Annotated in this window: 15 protein-coding genes and 1 tRNA gene; 14 read left to right on the top strand and 2 right to left on the bottom strand. The window is 63.2% G+C overall.

What is annotated here, in order from left to right:
• The first annotated feature begins 179 nt into the window (after window positions 1–179).
• The 3 genes from AC1RTA_RS12455 to AC1RTA_RS12445 are packed head-to-tail and all read left to right on the top strand — an operon-like array spanning window position 180 to window position 1,627.
• Window positions 180–773, top strand: a complete 594-nt coding sequence (locus AC1RTA_RS12455) for a phosphoheptose isomerase (RefSeq protein ID WP_492784862.1) — start codon at window positions 180–182, stop codon at window positions 771–773.
• Entirely contained in the window at window positions 770–1,429 is a 660-nt protein-coding gene (locus AC1RTA_RS12450; protein WP_492784861.1) for a BON domain-containing protein, read from the top strand. Before AC1RTA_RS12455 ends, AC1RTA_RS12450 begins: the two co-directional genes overlap by 4 nt.
• Before the next feature lie 3 nt (window positions 1,430–1,432).
• A complete protein-coding gene (locus tag AC1RTA_RS12445) occupies window positions 1,433–1,627 on the top strand; it encodes a YqaE/Pmp3 family membrane protein (RefSeq protein WP_014235223.1) in 195 nt (64 codons plus the stop codon).
• A gap of 90 nt (window positions 1,628–1,717) precedes the next feature.
• Here the strand turns inward: AC1RTA_RS12445 and AC1RTA_RS12440 are convergent, their stop codons facing one another.
• Together AC1RTA_RS12440 and AC1RTA_RS12435 are read right to left on the bottom strand one after the other, a co-directional pair.
• Window positions 1,718–2,158, bottom strand: coding sequence for a DUF411 domain-containing protein (locus tag AC1RTA_RS12440; protein WP_492784860.1), 441 nt, complete (start codon window positions 2,156–2,158; stop codon window positions 1,718–1,720).
• A gap of 119 nt (window positions 2,159–2,277) precedes the next feature.
• Window positions 2,278–4,095, bottom strand: coding sequence for a methyl-accepting chemotaxis protein (locus AC1RTA_RS12435; protein WP_492784859.1), 1,818 nt, complete (start codon window positions 4,093–4,095; stop codon window positions 2,278–2,280).
• A 267-nt stretch (window positions 4,096–4,362) separates the two neighbouring features.
• Here AC1RTA_RS12435 and AC1RTA_RS12430 point away from each other — a divergent pair, with 267 nt between their 5' ends.
• The 11 genes from AC1RTA_RS12430 (at window position 4,363) to AC1RTA_RS12380 (ending at window position 15,671) form a co-directional block, all read left to right on the top strand.
• On the top strand, window positions 4,363–6,228 hold the full coding sequence (locus AC1RTA_RS12430) for a thiamine pyrophosphate-dependent enzyme (protein ID WP_152089773.1): 1,866 nt from the start codon (window positions 4,363–4,365) through the stop codon (window positions 6,226–6,228).
• Window positions 6,229–6,237: 9 nt separating this feature from the next.
• Window positions 6,238–6,855, top strand: coding sequence for an indolepyruvate oxidoreductase subunit beta (locus AC1RTA_RS12425; protein ID WP_207222213.1), 618 nt, complete (start codon window positions 6,238–6,240; stop codon window positions 6,853–6,855).
• A gap of 122 nt (window positions 6,856–6,977) precedes the next feature.
• Complete coding sequence (folD, locus tag AC1RTA_RS12420; protein ID WP_152089772.1) at window positions 6,978–7,832, top strand: bifunctional methylenetetrahydrofolate dehydrogenase/methenyltetrahydrofolate cyclohydrolase FolD; 855 nt, start codon at window positions 6,978–6,980, stop codon at window positions 7,830–7,832.
• Window positions 7,829–8,329, top strand: a complete 501-nt coding sequence (gene purE, locus AC1RTA_RS12415; RefSeq protein ID WP_014235217.1) for a 5-(carboxyamino)imidazole ribonucleotide mutase — start codon at window positions 7,829–7,831, stop codon at window positions 8,327–8,329. Before folD ends, purE begins: the two co-directional genes overlap by 4 nt.
• A gap of 23 nt (window positions 8,330–8,352) precedes the next feature.
• Window positions 8,353–9,507: a 5-(carboxyamino)imidazole ribonucleotide synthase gene (locus AC1RTA_RS12410; protein ID WP_492784858.1), complete on the top strand. Its 1,155-nt coding sequence runs from the start codon at window positions 8,353–8,355 to the stop codon at window positions 9,505–9,507.
• Between the two features lie 19 nt (window positions 9,508–9,526).
• Window positions 9,527–10,537 (top strand): L-threonylcarbamoyladenylate synthase, encoded by a 1,011-nt coding sequence (locus AC1RTA_RS12405; RefSeq protein ID WP_492784857.1) that lies wholly within the window; start codon window positions 9,527–9,529, stop codon window positions 10,535–10,537.
• 132 nt (window positions 10,538–10,669) lie between these two features.
• Window positions 10,670–12,304: a methyl-accepting chemotaxis protein gene (locus tag AC1RTA_RS12400; protein ID WP_014235214.1), complete on the top strand. Its 1,635-nt coding sequence runs from the start codon at window positions 10,670–10,672 to the stop codon at window positions 12,302–12,304.
• A gap of 55 nt (window positions 12,305–12,359) precedes the next feature.
• Window positions 12,360–12,435: transfer RNA gene (locus AC1RTA_RS12395), tRNA-Ala, on the top strand.
• A gap of 297 nt (window positions 12,436–12,732) precedes the next feature.
• A complete protein-coding gene (locus AC1RTA_RS12390) occupies window positions 12,733–13,740 on the top strand; it encodes an NAD-dependent epimerase (RefSeq protein WP_152089767.1) in 1,008 nt (335 codons plus the stop codon).
• Window positions 13,734–15,026, top strand: coding sequence for a nucleotide sugar dehydrogenase (locus tag AC1RTA_RS12385; protein ID WP_152089766.1), 1,293 nt, complete (start codon window positions 13,734–13,736; stop codon window positions 15,024–15,026). The genes AC1RTA_RS12390 and AC1RTA_RS12385 overlap by 7 nt, the downstream gene beginning before the upstream one ends.
• A gap of 84 nt (window positions 15,027–15,110) precedes the next feature.
• Complete coding sequence (locus AC1RTA_RS12380; RefSeq protein ID WP_287873975.1) at window positions 15,111–15,671, top strand: sugar transferase; 561 nt, start codon at window positions 15,111–15,113, stop codon at window positions 15,669–15,671.
• The last annotated feature ends 6 nt before the right edge of the window (window positions 15,672–15,677 follow it).

Below are 15,677 nucleotides of genomic sequence, written 5' to 3'. Positions count from 1 at the left end.
GCTGGTCGGCCATGCAGGGCACCGGGGCTGAGCGGGGGGTGAAGTCTAGCCCTCTCGCCCGGGGGCGACAATACGTGCCGCCGCTGCGCCACCACCCGTTACAAGCCGTTACCCCGGGGCGGCGAAGGCCCCATGTTAGAATGGCCCTCACTTTTCCAACGCAACTGCCTCAAACCACTATGGATTTGATTTCCCGCATCAGCCAGCAATTCCAGGACAGCGCCCAGACCAAGCTGGACGCCGTCGAACTGCTGGCCGCCCCCATCGCCGAAGCGGTGGAAACCATGGTCAATTGCCTGGTGAACGACGGCAAGATCCTGGCCTGCGGCAACGGCGGTTCCGCCGCCGACGCCCAGCACTTCGCGGCCGAGCTGGTGGGGCGTTTCGAGGCCGAGCGCCAGGAACTGGCGGCCATCGCCCTGACCACGGACAGCTCCATCCTTACCGCCATCGCCAACGATTACGCCTACAACGTCATCTTTGCCAAGCAGGTGCGGGCCCTGGGCCGCTCCGGCGACGTGCTGCTGGCCATCTCCACCTCCGGCAATTCGGGCAACGTCATGGAAGCCATCCAGGCTGCCCACGATGCCGACATGCGGGTGGTGGCCCTGACCGGCAAGGGCGGCGGCAAGATCGGCGAAATGCTGCGGGGGGGCGATGTGCACCTGTGCGTGCCGGCCGACCGTACCGCCCGCATTCAGGAAGTCCATCTCCTGTCCATCCACTGCATCTGCGACGGCATCGACTGTCTCTTGCTGGGAGTTGAAGAATGATGAAGTCCCTGAAATCCCGTATCGCCCTGCCCCTGCTGCTGGCGGCCCTGGTGCCGGCCCTGCAGGGCTGTTTCCCCGTGGTTGCCGGCGGCGTCACCGCCGGCGTGCTGATGGCCACCGACCGCCGTTCTTCCGGCACCTATGTGGAAGACGAGGGCATTGAGGTGAAGGCTGCCAGCCGTCTCTCCGACCAGCTGAAGGACAAGCTCCACGTCAATGTCACCAGCTACAACCGCAAGGTGCTGCTGACGGGCGAAGCGGTCAGCGAGGAGGCCAAGGCCCAGGCCGAGCAGATCGTCGCCGCCGTGCCCAATGTGGCCGGCGTCACCAACGACCTGCAGGTGGCTGGCATCAGTTCCCTTTCCGCCCGCAGCAACGATGCCTACATCACCTCCAAGGTGAAGGCCCGCTTCATCGACGCCCAGCGCTTCTCCGCCAACCACGTCAAGGTGGTGACCGAAGCCAGCGTGGTGTACCTGCTGGGCATGGTCACCGAGCGCGAGGCCAAGGCCGCCATCGAGGTGGCGCGTACTACCGCCGGCGTGCGCAAGGTGGTGAATGTGCTGGAGATCATCAGCGATGCCCAGGCCAAGGATCTGGACCTGCGCCAGCAGCAGGATCCCAAGCAGAGCACCTCGCCCCGCGCCGGCGGCTGAGCCATGTCCTACATCCTGGCCCTGTTCCTGCCCTTCCTGGCGGTCATGCTGAAGGGCCGCGTCATGGTAGGCATCGTCCTCCTGGTGTTGCAGGTGACCCTGATCGGCTGGCTGCCGGCCACCATCGTCGCCTTCTTCATCATCCACCAGGAGAACACGAAGCAGGCCATCCGCGACGCCATGGGGCGGCCGGACTAGCGCCTGGCGGAGCATCGCCATTGAAAAAAAGGGGCCATCGGCCCCTTTTTTGTTTGCTGCTGTTTTCTGCTATTTCCCGGCGGGCTAGTCTCAGTGCCGGGCGAAGACCCGGGTCTGGCCGTCGTTGCTCACCAGCAGGGTGTCGTAGGGCTGGGGTCGGGCCGTCTCCATGCCCGGGGTGCCCTGGGGCATGCCCGGCACCGCCAGGCCCACGGCCTTGGGCTTTTCCTTGAGCAGGCGCTGGACGTCGGCGGCGGGCACATGGCCCTCGATGACGTAGTTGCCGATGCGGGCGGTGTGGCAGGAACCCAGGCTGTCCGGCATGCCCAGCTGCTTGCGGGCGGCGGGCACGTCGTCCACGTTGTGGCTGCGCACGGTGAACCCGGCGGCCTGCATGTGTTCCACCCACTGGCCGCAACAGCCGCAGTAGGGGCTCTTGTAAACATCCACCGCGGGCAGGGGCTGGGCGGCGTGGGCCAGTTGGGCGCCCAGGGCCAGCAGGGCGGCGGCGAGGAGGGGAGTCTTGGTCATGGCTTTCCTTCGGCAGGTCGGTGGCACATTGTCGCCGGACTAAGTTCGCCCGGCTTTGTCCTGGATCAGGATTGGGGAATTGGGCGCCCCGGGCGCGAACCCGGGGCGGCTCCGGCTTCTCACATGGCAAGCAGGGCGTCGGCCGGCACCCCGACCCGCACGTTGCCCCAGTGGCGGCCGCCGACGTAGATGGGCATGGCGATGTCGCACAGCACTTCGCCGGTATCCCGCTGGTAGGTCTGCAGCAGCATGGGTTCCGTGTTGGCGGCGGAGCGCAGTTCCGAGGGGCGCTCGAACTTGCGGCAGACCCGGTTGCCCACCAAGTCGGTCTCGTAATCGCCGGTGAGGGGCTTGGAGTACTTCAGGTTATGGGCCGAGAGGTAGCTGTCGCTGGTCATGCCCACGGCGAAGGCGCAGCCCGGGATGTCCTTGAGACAGCTTTCCAGCAGGCCCTGGCAGGTTTGGGCGTAGGTGTCGCCCCAGCTGACCTTGTATTTCTGCGGGTTGGTGTCGGGAATGGGCTGGTAGCTGCGGTCGAAGATGTTGATGCCCCGCTTGGCCATGGCTTCCAGTTCGGCCTGCAGATCGTCGCGGAAGCGGCGGGTGCGGTCCACCGCCTGGTCGAAGGCGCCGGCGCCGATCTTGAAGCGGGACACCAGCTCCTGCACCGCTTCGGTGGCCTGGGCCAGCTCCAGGGTGCGTTGCTCCGATTCCTCCATGTGCTGGGCGACGCTGCCGGAGAGGCGGTGGATGCCGTCCACATTCTCATGCACCTGCTCGTTGGTGGCGGACAGTTCCTCCATGGCGGCGGCGATCTGCAGCAGCTTTTCGCTGGTGCCTTCGAAATCCCCCACCATGCGCTGGAACTGCTCGGCGGAGCGGCTCACCACCTCCCGGGTCTGCAGCACGTCGGCGTTGATCTCGTCGTTTTCGCTACGGGTGTTTTCCACCAGGGTGATGACACCGTTGATGTTGCCGGCGATTTCGGCGGTGGCCTTGTTCACCCGCTCCGCCAGCTTGCGCACCTCGTCGGCCACCACGGCGAAGCCGCGGCCCGCCTCGCCGGCCCGGGCCGCCTCGATGGCGGCGTTCAAGGCCAGCAGATTGGTCTGGTCGGCCACGTCCCGGATCAGGGCGGCGATCTGCTTGACGCTCTCGGAGCGGTGGGAAAGGTCGTCCACCGTCTGGTTGAAACGGGTCACCTTGTCGCTGACGGCGTTGATCTTGCCGGCGATGTCCTGCATCTCGCCCAGGGATTGCCGGGCGATGTCCAGGTTGCCGTGGGTCGAGTCGGAAATGGCGTGGGTGCTGCCGGAAACGTCCTGGATGGCCCGGGTGCTTTCGCTGCTGGCGGTGAACACGGTCTCCGTCAGGCGTACCTGTTCCCGGGCGCTCTTCACCGTGTCCTCGACCCGTGCCTTCACCAGCACGGCCTCCCGGGCGATGCTGACGGACATCTTGCGCACTTCGCCGATGATCTGCCGCATCTTTTCGGCAAAGCGGTTGTAACCGGCGGAAAGCTCCCGCAATTCGTCCTGGGTGATGAGGGGCAGGTCCCGGGAGAAATCCCCTTCGCCCCGGGCGATCTCGTTGAAGATGCCGGTGATGACCTTCACCGGCCGCACGATGAGATGGCGCAGGTAGAGGATCTGGCCGATGTTCATGACCAGGGCCAACAGGGTCAGCCCGCCCATGATGTAGAGGCCGCTATCCAGGCTGGCGCCGATGCGGGCGAGCAGTTCGGGGCTGGCATTGCCGCTATGCAGCAATTGCTGGATGGTATTTTGCTGGTAGAAATAGACGCCCAGATAACCCAGGTCTACGCAGAAAAGCAGCAGAAAACTGGACAGTTTCTTCGAAAGCGAATTGAAGAAGGTTTTTTCTATATTTTCGTACAACTGCCAGAACGCACTCTTTTGCTGCGGTGCATTATTCATTCCGGGTCTCCTGTGCCAACTATTTCACGTTTTTCGCGGTGGGACCAATGGTAATACGCAAATCCGGTTGCCGAAACTAGGGGGTTTACCGGGTAATGCGATGCATTTTCAAAGCGACTGCAATGCATGCCTTTTTCATGGCCAGAAGTCATTGTTTTCAGGCATCTATCCCCTCCGTGTCGTTGACTTGTGTCAAGACGCCACCGTATGGAGCCTGTTAACATCCCCCGCTTTATCAACACCTGAAACAAAGCAGGGGGAGACAACATGGCCGCTATCGCGCCCGTGCCGGCCCAGAGCCGGTTGCTCATGTCCGGCAACGAAGCTGTTGCCCGCGCCGTCTGGGAGGCCGGCGTCAAGGTTGCCGCGGCCTATCCGGGCACGCCGGCGACGGAAATGCTGGAAGTCATTTCGACCTATCCGGACCTCTACGCAGAGTGGTCGGTGAATGAAAAAGTTTCCCTGGAAGTGGCGGTGGGCGCGGCCTACGCCGGTTCCCGCTCCTTCTGCTGCATGAAGCACGTGGGCATGAACGTGGCCTCCGACGCCCTCATGACCCTGACCCTGACCGGCGTCGCCGGCGGCCTGGTGATCGCCGTGGCCGACGACGTGGGCCTCTCCTCCTCCCAGAACGAGCAGGATTCCCGCTACTGGGGCCGCTTCGCCCACCTGCCGGTGCTGGAGCCCGCCGATTCCCAGGAAGCCTACGAGATGACCAAGCTCGGCTACGAGCTGTCCGAGCGCTTCCAGGTGCCGGTGATCCTGCGCCTCACCACCCGCATCTGCCACGTCAAGGCCCTGGTCACCGTGGGCGAACGTCAGGAGCATGTGGGCGCCGGTTTCAAGAAGGAGCCGGCCCGCTGGGTGATGACCCCCTCCGGCGCCGCCCGCCGCCTGCCCCTGATGTTCGAGCGGGAAGCCGCTCTCAAGGCCGAGGCCGAGGTTTCTCCCTTGAACGTGATCGAGGCCGGCAGCGACCGCCGCCTCGGCTTCATCACCTCCGGCCCCGCCTACATGCACGTCAAGGAAGCCTTCCCCGAGGCACCGGTGCTCAAGCTCGGCTTCTCCTGCCCGGCACCCATCGACAAGTGCCGCGAACTGGCGGCCCTGTGCGACGAAGTGGTGGTGGTGGAAGAGGTGGAGCCCCTGCTGGAAACCGAGCTGAAGGCCCAGGGCATCGCCCTGCACGGCAAGGACATCCTGCCCCGCATCGGCGAGCTGGCGCCGCCCGTGCTCAAGGCCGCCATCGCCAAGCTGCGCGGCGAACCGGTGCCGGCCGTCACCGCGGTGGCGCCGATGCAGGTGTTCCCGCGGCCGCCCACCATGTGCGTGGCCTGCCCCCACCTGGGCGTCTATTACACCCTGTCCCAGGTGCGCAACATCACCATCGCCGGCGACATCGGCTGCTATACCCTGGGGGCAGGTCACCCCTGGAACGCCCTGGATACGTGCATTTCCATGGGGGCATCCATGGGAGTGGCGCTGGGCCTGGACAAGGGCCGGGGCGAGTCGGACAAGGACAAGCGGATTCTGGCAGTGATCGGCGATTCCACCTTCCTGCACATGGGTATGCAGGGCCTGCTGGATATCGTCTACAACCAGGGCAACGTCACCGTGCTGCTGCTGGACAACCGGGCCGTGGGCATGACCGGCGGCCAGAACAACCCGGGCAACGGCCTGGACATTCACGGCAACGAAGCGCCGCGGGTGGATTTCGTCAAGCTGGTGCAGGCCCTGGGCGTGAAGCCGGAGCGGGTGCACAAGGTGAACCCCTACGAGCTGCCGGTGCTGTTCAAGGCCATCCGCGAGGAGGTCAAGGTAGCCGAGCCTTCCGTCATCATCACCGACCAGCCCTGCGTGCTGACCGAGGCCTACCACAAGCTCAAGCCCTTCACGGTGATGGACGACAAGTGCACCGGCTGCGGCAACTGCGTCGAAGTGGGCTGCCCGGCGATCCACGTCACCCGGCGGGAAAAGGCCATCAAGCCCAACGGCCGGGAAGTGGACCTCAACTTCGTGCGCATCGAGACTGCTGCCTGTACCGGCTGCGGCCTCTGCGTCCAGCCCTGCGCCCCCGATGCCATCGTCCATGCGGAGACGGTGGTGCCCATCAACATCCTCAAGAAGCACTGAGAGCGCGCCATGAGCATTGCAACGACCAATATTCTTGTTGTCGGCATCGGCGGCCAGGGGGTCATGACGGCCACGGAAATCCTGGCCGAGGCAGCCATCGCCCTGGGCCACGACGTGAAAAAGACCGAAGTGGCCGGCATGGCCCAGCGCGGCGGCGTGGTCTCTTCCCATCTGCGTTTCGGCCCCAAGGTGCTGTCGCCCCAGATTACCCCGGGCACCGCCCATGTGCTGCTGGGCTTCGAGGCGGCCGAGGCCATGCGCTGGCGCCACATGCTGGTGCCCGACGGCATCGCCCTGATGAATACCGCCCAGCTGACCCCGCCGGTGGTGGACCTGGGGCTCTACGACTACCCCGCGGATCCCGTCGGTTCCATGAAGGATTCCGGCTGCCGCGTGGTGGCCTTCGACGCCATGGCCATCGCCAAGGATCTGGGGGACATCCGTCTCGGCAACACGGTCATGCTGGGGGCGGTGGCCGACCATCTGCCCTTCTCCGCCGACATCCTGCTTAACTGCATCCTGCAGCGCTTCGCCCGCAAGGGCGAGAAGGTGGTGGAGCAGAACCGCAAGGCCTTTGCCGCCGGTCGGGCCGCGGTGGCCGCCACCGCCGAAGTGGCTCTGGCCTGAGCCTCGGGCAGGCCGCGATCCGGGGGAGGGTCCATTCTCCCCGGGGTTCTGATAAAATTGCGGCAATTCAAAGGGAAAGGCATTCGCCTTTCCCCTTTTCTTTTTTGTTGGCAGAGAAATCCATGACGGCACAAATTCTCGACGGCAACGCGCTGGCCCAGGAGCTGCGCGAAAGCTTCCAGTCCCGCGTCGCAGCCCTGACGGCCAAGGGCCACCGCCCCGGCCTGGTGGTCATTCTGGTGGGCGAAGACCCCGCTTCCCAGGTGTACGTGCGCAACAAGGTCAATGCCTGCGAGAAGGTGGGCCTGTATTCCGAGAAGATCACCTACGACAAGGATGTGAATCCCCAGGTGGTGCTGGACAAGATTGCCGAACTGAACGCCGATCCCAAGGTGCACGGCATCCTGGTGCAACTGCCCCTGCCCAAGCATTTTGACGAAGAAGCCGTGCTCGAAGCCATTTCCGCCGAGAAGGACGTGGACGGTTTCCACGCCGAGAACGTGGGCGCCCTGGCCCAGGGCAATCCCCGCTTCATTCCCTGCACTCCCTACGGCGTCATGAAGATGTTCGAAAAGGGCGGCGTGGACCTGACCGGCAAGGAAGCCGTGGTGGTGGGCCGCTCCAACATCGTCGGCAAGCCCATGGGCCTGCTGCTGACCAATGCGGGCGCCACCGTCACCATCTGCCATTCCAAGACCAAGGATTTGCTGTTCCACACCTCCCGCGCCGACATCGTGGTGGCCGCCGTGGGCCGTCCGCGCATGATCACCGGCGACATGATCAAGCCCGGCGCCGTGGTCATCGACGTGGGCATCAACCGTCTGCCCGACGGCAAGCTGTGCGGCGACGTGGATTTCGATTCCTGTAAGGAAGTGGCTTCCCTCATCACTCCGGTGCCCGGCGGCGTCGGCCCCATGACCATCACCATGCTCCTGGCCAACACCATCGAGGCCGCCGAGCGAAAGGCAGCGCAATGAACCAGCCCAAGCACCCCGTGATCGGCATCGTCATGGGTTCCGATTCCGACTGGCCCGTGATGCAGGCGGCCGCCGTCATGCTCAAGGAATTCGGCGTGCCCTTCGAGGCCCGCGTCGTTTCCGCCCACCGCACGCCGGACCTGCTCTTCGACTACGCCGCCGTGGCTGCCGAGCGGGGCCTCAAGGCCATCATCGCCGGTGCCGGCGGTGCCGCCCATCTGCCGGGCATGCTGGCCTCCAAGACCATCGTGCCGGTGCTGGGCGTGCCCGTGCCCTCCAAGCACCTTTCCGGCCAGGATTCCCTCTATTCCATCGTGCAGATGCCCAAGGGCATTCCCGTTGCCACCTTCGCCATCGGCGAAGCCGGTGCCGCCAACGCCGCCCTCTTCGCCGTGGCCCAGCTGGCCACCCATGATGCGGAGCTGGCCGAGAAGCTGGCCAATTTCCGTCAGGCCCAGAGCGAGAAGGTTCTGGCCATGAAGCTGCCGGAAGTGTGAGCGGAGAGAACAGAACCATGGCCATGATTCTGCCCCCCGCGACCCTGGGCATGCTCGGCGGCGGCCAACTCGGCCGCTTCTTCGTTTCTGCCGCCCACGAAATGGGCTACAAGGTCTGGGTCCTGGACCCGGACCCCCACAGCCCTGCCGGCCAGATCGCCGAGCGCCACCTGCAGGTCGCCTACGACGACTATGCCGCCCTGGACGAACTGGCTCAGGGCTGTGCCGCCATCACCACGGAATTCGAGAACGTCCCCGCCGATACCCTGGACTACCTGGCCAAGTTCCTGCCGGTGCGCCCCGCCGCAGCGGCAGTTTCCGTCTGCCAGAACCGCATCGTCGAAAAGACCTTCCTCAAGGACAACGGCCTGCCCCACGGCCCCTTCGCCGCCATCCGCAGCGAGGCCGACCTGGAGGCGGCCAGTGCCGGCCTGTTCCCCGGCATCCTCAAGGTGGCCCGCTTCGGCTACGACGGCAAGGGTCAGGCCGTGGTGAACAGCAGGGAGGAAGCCCTGGCCGCCTTCCGCGGCTTCAAGGGCGAGGCTTGCGTGCTGGAGCAGAAGCTGCCCCTGGATTACGAAGTCTCCGTGGTCCTGGCCCGGGATGAAAACGGCAAGGTGGCCTGCTTCCCCGTGGGCGAGAACCAGCACCGCAAGGGTATCCTGGATGTCTCCATCGTCCCCGCCCGGGCCTCCGCCTGCACCGCCGACAGCGCCCAGGAAATCGCTGAGCGTATCGCCGAGAAGCTGGGCTACATCGGCACCCTGGGGGTGGAGTTCTTCATCTCCCGCGGCCGGCTGGTGGTCAATGAAATGGCTCCTCGGCCCCACAACAGTGGTCACTACTCCCTGGATACCTGCGTCACCGACCAGTTCGAGCAGCAGGTGCGGGCCCTCTGCGGCCTGCCCCTGGGCGAAGCCCGGGCCCACAGCGCCGCCGTCATGGTGAACATCCTGGGCGACATCTGGTACGAGCAGAAGGATGGCGCCGAGCATTACCGGGAGCCGGACTGGTCCAAGCTCTATGCCGTGCCCAACCTCAAGCTGCACCTCTACGGCAAGCACCACGCCCGCCCGGGCCGCAAGATGGGCCACTTCACCGTCATCGGCGAAGACCCGGTGCAGGTGCAGCAGGCGGCGATGGCGGCCCGCGCCGCCATCGGCATCCGGGACGAGTAAAAGGGGCGCCGGAATCCTGATGCAAGCCGCCGCCATTTCCGCCTGCCCGCCCAGCCCGGCTGATATCGACCGGGCGGTGCAACTGCTCCAGGCCGGCGAGCTGGTGGGCATGCCCACCGAGACGGTGTACGGTCTGGGGGCGGATGCCTCCAATGCGGAGGCGGTGGTCAAGATATTCGCCGCCAAGGGGCGTCCGGCAGATCATCCCCTGATCGTCCATCTGCCCGGCCATGACTGGCTGGAGCGTTGGGCCATGGATATTCCCGAGGCCGCCTGGGAGTTGGCCGAGACCTTCTGGCCCGGTCCTCTGACCCTGATTCTGAAAAAGCAGCCCTGGGTGCCCGATGCCGTGACCGGCGGCCAGGACACGGTGGGTCTGCGGGTGCCCGGCCATCCGGTGGCCCTGGCGCTGCTGCGGGCCTTTGCCCAGGCCGGCGGCAGCGGTGGTGTGGCAGCTCCTTCGGCCAACCGTTTCGGCCGTATCAGCCCCACCGCCGCCCAGCATGTGGCTGACGAGCTGGGCGAGCGGGTGCCCTTCATCCTGGACGGCGGAGCCTGCCCGGTGGGGATCGAATCCACCATCATCGATTTTTCTTCCGGTGTCCCCCGGCTGCTGCGCCCTGGCCACATCACCCCGGAGCAGATCGAGACCGTCATCGGTGTCCGGCCGGAAAAGCCCCTGGGCGCCGTGCCCCGGGCCTCCGGCACCCTGGAAGCCCATTACGCCCCCCGCACCCGGCTCAAAGTGGTGGCCCGGGAGCGTCTTCTCGATTTTCTCAACGTGGTGCGCCACCGCGGCGGCTTCTGCGGCGTCATCTGCCACAGTCAGCCGCCCCATGCGGGCATGCCCCATGTGTGGAAGATGCTGCCGGCCGATCCGGCGGGCTATGCCCACGGCTTCTATGGGGCCCTGCGGGAGCTGGATGGCACCGGTGCCGACACCATCGTGGTCGAGGCGTTGCCGGAAGGCCCGGCCTGGGCGGCGGTTGCCGACCGTCTGCGGCGGGCCGCCTTCGGTTCGGGCGAGTGATTCCTGGGGGCCGGCACTTGTTGGCCCCTTTTGCTTTTTCTGCCACCATGAAAAAAAGGCGCCGGAGCGCCGATGGTGGTTCAACGGTTCGTGTTGCGGCCCCCGCAGAGGGGCTTCTAGTCAGGGGGTCGAATGTTTAATTTCGAACGGATCAAGGTGCGTACGCGCCTGATGATTTTCTTCGCCGGGGTGGTGCTTGGCCTGCTCGCGGTCGGGATATTTTCCCTTTACGTCCTGCGGGACAACCTGATGGAAGACCGTCGCCTCAAGACCCGCAATGTGGTGGAGTCGGTGCTGGGGGTGGTGGACTATTTCCACAAGCAGCAGCAGGCCGGCAAGCTGAGCGAAGAAGAGGCCAAGCGCCAGGCCATGGATTCCCTGCGCAACGTCCGCTACGACGGCAAGGAATACTTCTGGGTGCAGGACCGCAACCTGGTCATGCTCATGCATCCCATCAAGCCGGATATGGAAGGCAAGTCCCAGGCCGCCCTGAAGGACCCTAACGGCAAGCTGTTCTTCCAGGAAATGGAAAACGTGGTCAAGGCCAGTGGCAAGGGCTTTGTGGACTACCTGTGGCCGAAGCCGGGTTTCGACCAGCCGGCGCCGAAAATTTCCTACGTGGCCGAATTCCCGGCCTGGGGCTGGGTGGTGGGATCGGGCATCTACGTCGATGACGTCAATGCCGTATTCCGCCAGCAGGCCCTGCTGTTCAGCATCATGGTGGTCATTACCCTGGCCATCCTTTCCGTCATCTCCTGGCTGATCAACAGCAGCATCCTGCGCCAGCTGGGAGGTGAGCCGGCCTACGCGGTGGAGGTGGTGCGCCACATCGCCGAAGGCGATCTGGTACGGCCGGTGGAGTACAGTTCCCCCGACAGTCTTCTGGCTGCCATGCAGACCATGCAACAGAAGCTGGCCAACATTTTCGGCGACATCAACGGCATGGCTTCCCGCCTCTCTTCCGGCGCCGAGCATGTGTCGGTGGCGGCCCGGGAAACCAGCGTCGCGGCCCACAACCAAGCCCAGTCCACCTCGGCCTCGGCCGCCTCCATCGAGCAGATGACGGTGAGCATCAGCGAAGTCTCCGAAATCGCCACCCAGACCGAAGCAAACTCCTCCCAGACCGCCGCCCTGGCGGAGGAGGGAGCCGGTCTGGTGAAGAACGCGGCCCAGGAAATCGAGCTCATTTCCCGCACCGTGGCCACTTCGTCGGAGCAGATCCAGTTGCTGCAGCAGCGTTCCCAGGAGATCGGTGGCATCGCCAATGTGATCAAGGAGATTGCCGACCAGACCAACCTGCTGGCGCTGAACGCCGCCATTGAGGCAGCCCGGGCCGGCGAACAGGGCCGGGGTTTCGCCGTCGTCGCCGATGAGGTGCGCAAGCTGGCAGAGCGGACCGCCAAGGCCACCACGGAAATCGCCCAGATGATCGACTCCATCCAGGAGGAGACCCAGACCGCCGTGCAGGCCATGGCGACGGCTGCGCCCCAGGTGGACAAGGGGCTGGAACTGGCGACCCAGGCCACCGCCATGCTCGACGAAATCCATCGCCAGGCCCTGGATTCCCTCGGCAAGGTGCGGGATGTGGCCCTGGCCACCACCGAGCAGGCCACCACCGCCACCGACATTGCCAAACATGTGGAGCACATTGCCTCCATGGCCGAGGAAACCAACGCCACCATGCAGAACAATGCCGCCGAGGCCGAGCAACTCGAAGGTTTGGCCGACCAGTTGCGCCAGACCGTCAGCTATTTCCGGGTGTCGTGAAGACGTTGTCTTTTTGACAGCTAAGACCTTGTTGCTATAATTCTTTCCTCTTCGTGGGGGGGTAGCTCAGTTGGGAGAGCGTCGCGTTCGCAATGCGAAGGTCGGGAGTTCGATCCTCCTCCTCTCCACCACCATATTTTTGGCGAACCTGCTTCAAGGTTCGCCTTTTTATTTTCCCAGTTTTGTGAGCAGCCTATTTGTCTCGCCCAGGTTTGATGTCCAACGGCAGGATTTCTGTTGGTCGGGTGATGGCAGGAGAAAGTGTGTTGTGGAGAGTTGGAGTACTCTGGGAGGGGAGGCTTCAAGTGGGGCAACGATTCGGTTGCATCACGTGGGAAATTTGTATCCCTCGTTCCTTGGCATTTCACACATCAGTCTGGCGTAGTGAATAAGGGCGATAGCTGTGTCTTTTTTGGGAGTAATCAAGCGTGAAAGTCCTAATTACCGGTGCTGCTGGGTTTATCGGTTCCAGTCTTGCTCTGCGCTTGCTGGAGCGTGGCGATAGCGTTATCGGCATTGATAACCACAATGACTACTATGACCCTGCGCTCAAGGAGGCTCGGCTGGCGCGGCATTCTGACCATCCGAGCTATACCCATCTACGTATTGATTTAGGTGATCGCAAGGCGATAGAAGACTGTTTCGCCATGCACAAACCAAATCGTGTGATTAACCTCGCTGCCCAGGCCGGGGTTCGTTATTCCATCGAGAACCCTCTTGCTTATATCGACAGCAACATCGTCGGTTTTGCTCACATCCTGGAAGGTTGTCGTCACTATGATGTTGAGCACCTCGTCTATGCATCGAGTTCAAGCGTCTATGGTGCGAACACGACGATGCCATTTTCTGTGCATCACAACGTTGATCATCCGCTTTCTCTATATGCGGCAAGCAAAAAGTCGAACGAACTGATGGCTCATACCTACAGCCATCTTTATGGTTTGCCGACGACGGGGTTACGCTTTTTTACTGTCTATGGCCCCTGGGGACGGCCAGATATGGCTTTGTTCAAGTTCACTAAAGCCATTCTCGCCGGCGAGAAAATCCAGGTCTTCAACTACGGTAGGCATCGCCGCGACTTTACCTATGTGGACGATATCGTTGAGGGCTTGATCCGGGTACTTGATCAACCTGCACTACCGAATGATGATTGGAGTGGGGCTCAGCCCGATCCGGGTAGTAGCATGGCACCTTGGCGTGTCTATAACATCGGCAATAACAGCCCTGTAGAGTTGATGGACTACATCGCAGCTCTAGAAAAGGCTCTCGGTAAAAAGGCTCAGATGGACATGCAACCGCTACAGCCCGGCGATGTGCCCGATACGTACGCTGATGTTACCGATCTCATTGATCAGTTCCACTATAAGCCGGCTACGCCGGTCGAGCAGGGAATTGCTAATTTTGTCGCTTGGTATAGGGATTACTACAAATGCTGAGTGAGGGCACTGTTGTTGCCGTCGTAGGGTTGGGCTACGTCGGATTGCCTCTTGCCGTCGAGTTCGGCAAGCGTTATTCCACCGTCGGTTTCGACCTCTCCTCTGCCAAAATAGAGGCCTACCGCGAGTATCGTGATCCCACCGGTGAGGTAAGCCGCGAAGATATGCAGGCTGCAACGCGGCTGGAAGTCACCACTGATCCACGTCATCTCGCTCGTGCCGACTTTGTGATCGTTGCCGTTCCTACTCCGGTGGATGGCGCCCACATTCCGGATTTCTCTCCGCTCGACAGTGCCAGCGCTATCGTTGGTCGGCATATGAAGGCCGGGGCGACCGTCATCTATGAATCAACCGTCTATCCCGGTGCGACCGAGGAAATTTGTATTCCCATCCTGGAGCGGGAATCCGGCCTGCAATGGAAGACAGACTTCCATGTCGGCTATAGTCCGGAGCGCGTTAATCCTGGGGACAAGGAACGGGTCATTACCAAGATCGTCAAGGTTGTGTCTGGTGACGATGATGCGACACTGGAAGCAGTGGCCGATCTCTATGCCTCGGTTATTGCAGCAGGTGTGCATCGGGCCGGCTCAATCAAGGTGGCAGAGGCCGCCAAGGTCATCGAGAACACGCAACGCGACCTGAACATTGCGTTGATGAACGAGTTGGCGATTATTTTCGACCGTATCGGCATCGATACCTTGGATGTACTGCAAGCCGCCGGCACTAAATGGAACTTTCTTCCCTTCCGGCCAGGGCTTGTCGGCGGGCACTGCATCGGTGTCGATCCCTACTATTTGACCCATAAAGCGGAGATGCTGGGCTATCACCCGCAAGTGATCCTGGCGGGTAGGCGAATCAACGACGGCATGTCCGCTTATGTGGCCCAGCAGACCGTCAAGCAGATGATCAATGCTGGGTGCAGCATCAAGGGGGCCAAGGTCCTCGTGCTGGGACTGACATTCAAGGAAAATTGCTCTGATCTCCGTAACTCAAAGGTGGCCGATGTGGTTGGTGAGTTGCGGGAGTACGGCTGTGAGGTGTACGTGCATGATCCCATCGCCGATCCCGTAGCTGCACGAGAGGAATACAGCATTGAAGTGACGCCTTGGGCAGAGTTGCCGATAGTCGATGCCATTGTCGCAGCGGTGTCCCATCGCGAGTTCATGGCCATGTCGCTCGATGAGATGCTCTCCCGGCTGAAGCCCCAGGGGGTGTTTGTCGATGTCAAATCGGCATTTGATCCCGGGAGCCTCAGGTCGCGCGGAGTCGCTTTGTGGCGCCTTTAGAGGATTCCTCGACGCGGGCAATGAGTTGCGATAAAGGAATTGGTGCCGGACGACCTGTCTTTCCCCAATGTATGGAATCCTGACGTGAAGCGCCTGTTCGACCTCCTGCTCGGCCTGCTGGCCCTGGCCGTGCTGTTGCTGCCCCTGCTGCTGGTGGCCCTGCTGGTGCGTTTCACCTCGCCCGGGCCGGTGCTTTACTGGAGTGACCGGGTGGGGCGGCATAACCGCATTTTCAAGATGCCCAAGTTCCGCAGCATGCGGGTGGGCACGCCGGCGGTGGCCACCCATCTGCTGACGGACCCCAAGGCCTACCTGACGCCGGTGGGCTCCTTCCTGCGCAAGTCCAGCCTGGACGAGCTGCCCCAGCTGTGGAGCATCCTCAAGGGCGACATGAGTTTCGTCGGTCCCAGGCCGGCCCTGTATAACCAGGACGACCTGATCGCCCTGCGCACCGAGGCCGGCGTGCATGAGCTGGTGCCCGGCCTTACCGGCTGGGCCCAGGTGAACGGGCGGGACGAGCTGCCCATTCCCCAGAAGGTGGCCCTGGATGCGGAATACCTGCGCCGGCGCTCCCTCGCCTTCGATTGCCGCATCATCTGGCTGACCTTCCTCAAGGTGGTGCAGCGGGACGGCGTTTCCCACTGAGGCGGC

This window comes from Azospira sp. MPR-E4 (assembly GCF_058809645.1).
Note: the sequence above shows the minus strand (reverse complement) of the source record. Positions and strands in the feature narration are given on the sequence as shown.

Bases quoted from the DNA above. Each gene is read 5' to 3' on its own strand.
- AC1RTA_RS12455 (WP_492784862.1), top strand. From the start codon at position 180: ATGGATTTGATTTCCCGCATCAGCCAGCAATTCCAGGACAGCGCCCAG.
- AC1RTA_RS12450 (WP_492784861.1), top strand. From the start codon at position 770: ATGATGAAGTCCCTGAAATCCCGTATCGCCCTGCCCCTGCTGCTGGCG.
- AC1RTA_RS12445 (WP_014235223.1), top strand. From the start codon at position 1,433: ATGTCCTACATCCTGGCCCTGTTCCTGCCCTTCCTGGCGGTCATGCTG.
- AC1RTA_RS12440 (WP_492784860.1), bottom strand. From the start codon at position 2,158: ATGACCAAGACTCCCCTCCTCGCCGCCGCCCTGCTGGCCCTGGGCGCC.
- AC1RTA_RS12435 (WP_492784859.1), bottom strand. From the start codon at position 4,095: ATGAATAATGCACCGCAGCAAAAGAGTGCGTTCTGGCAGTTGTACGAA.
- AC1RTA_RS12430 (WP_152089773.1), top strand. From the start codon at position 4,363: ATGGCCGCTATCGCGCCCGTGCCGGCCCAGAGCCGGTTGCTCATGTCC.
- AC1RTA_RS12425 (WP_207222213.1), top strand. From the start codon at position 6,238: ATGAGCATTGCAACGACCAATATTCTTGTTGTCGGCATCGGCGGCCAG.
- folD (WP_152089772.1), top strand. From the start codon at position 6,978: ATGACGGCACAAATTCTCGACGGCAACGCGCTGGCCCAGGAGCTGCGC.
- purE (WP_014235217.1), top strand. From the start codon at position 7,829: ATGAACCAGCCCAAGCACCCCGTGATCGGCATCGTCATGGGTTCCGAT.
- AC1RTA_RS12410 (WP_492784858.1), top strand. From the start codon at position 8,353: ATGATTCTGCCCCCCGCGACCCTGGGCATGCTCGGCGGCGGCCAACTC.
- AC1RTA_RS12405 (WP_492784857.1), top strand. From the start codon at position 9,527: ATGCAAGCCGCCGCCATTTCCGCCTGCCCGCCCAGCCCGGCTGATATC.
- AC1RTA_RS12400 (WP_014235214.1), top strand. From the start codon at position 10,670: ATGTTTAATTTCGAACGGATCAAGGTGCGTACGCGCCTGATGATTTTC.
- AC1RTA_RS12385 (WP_152089766.1), top strand. From the start codon at position 13,734: ATGCTGAGTGAGGGCACTGTTGTTGCCGTCGTAGGGTTGGGCTACGTC.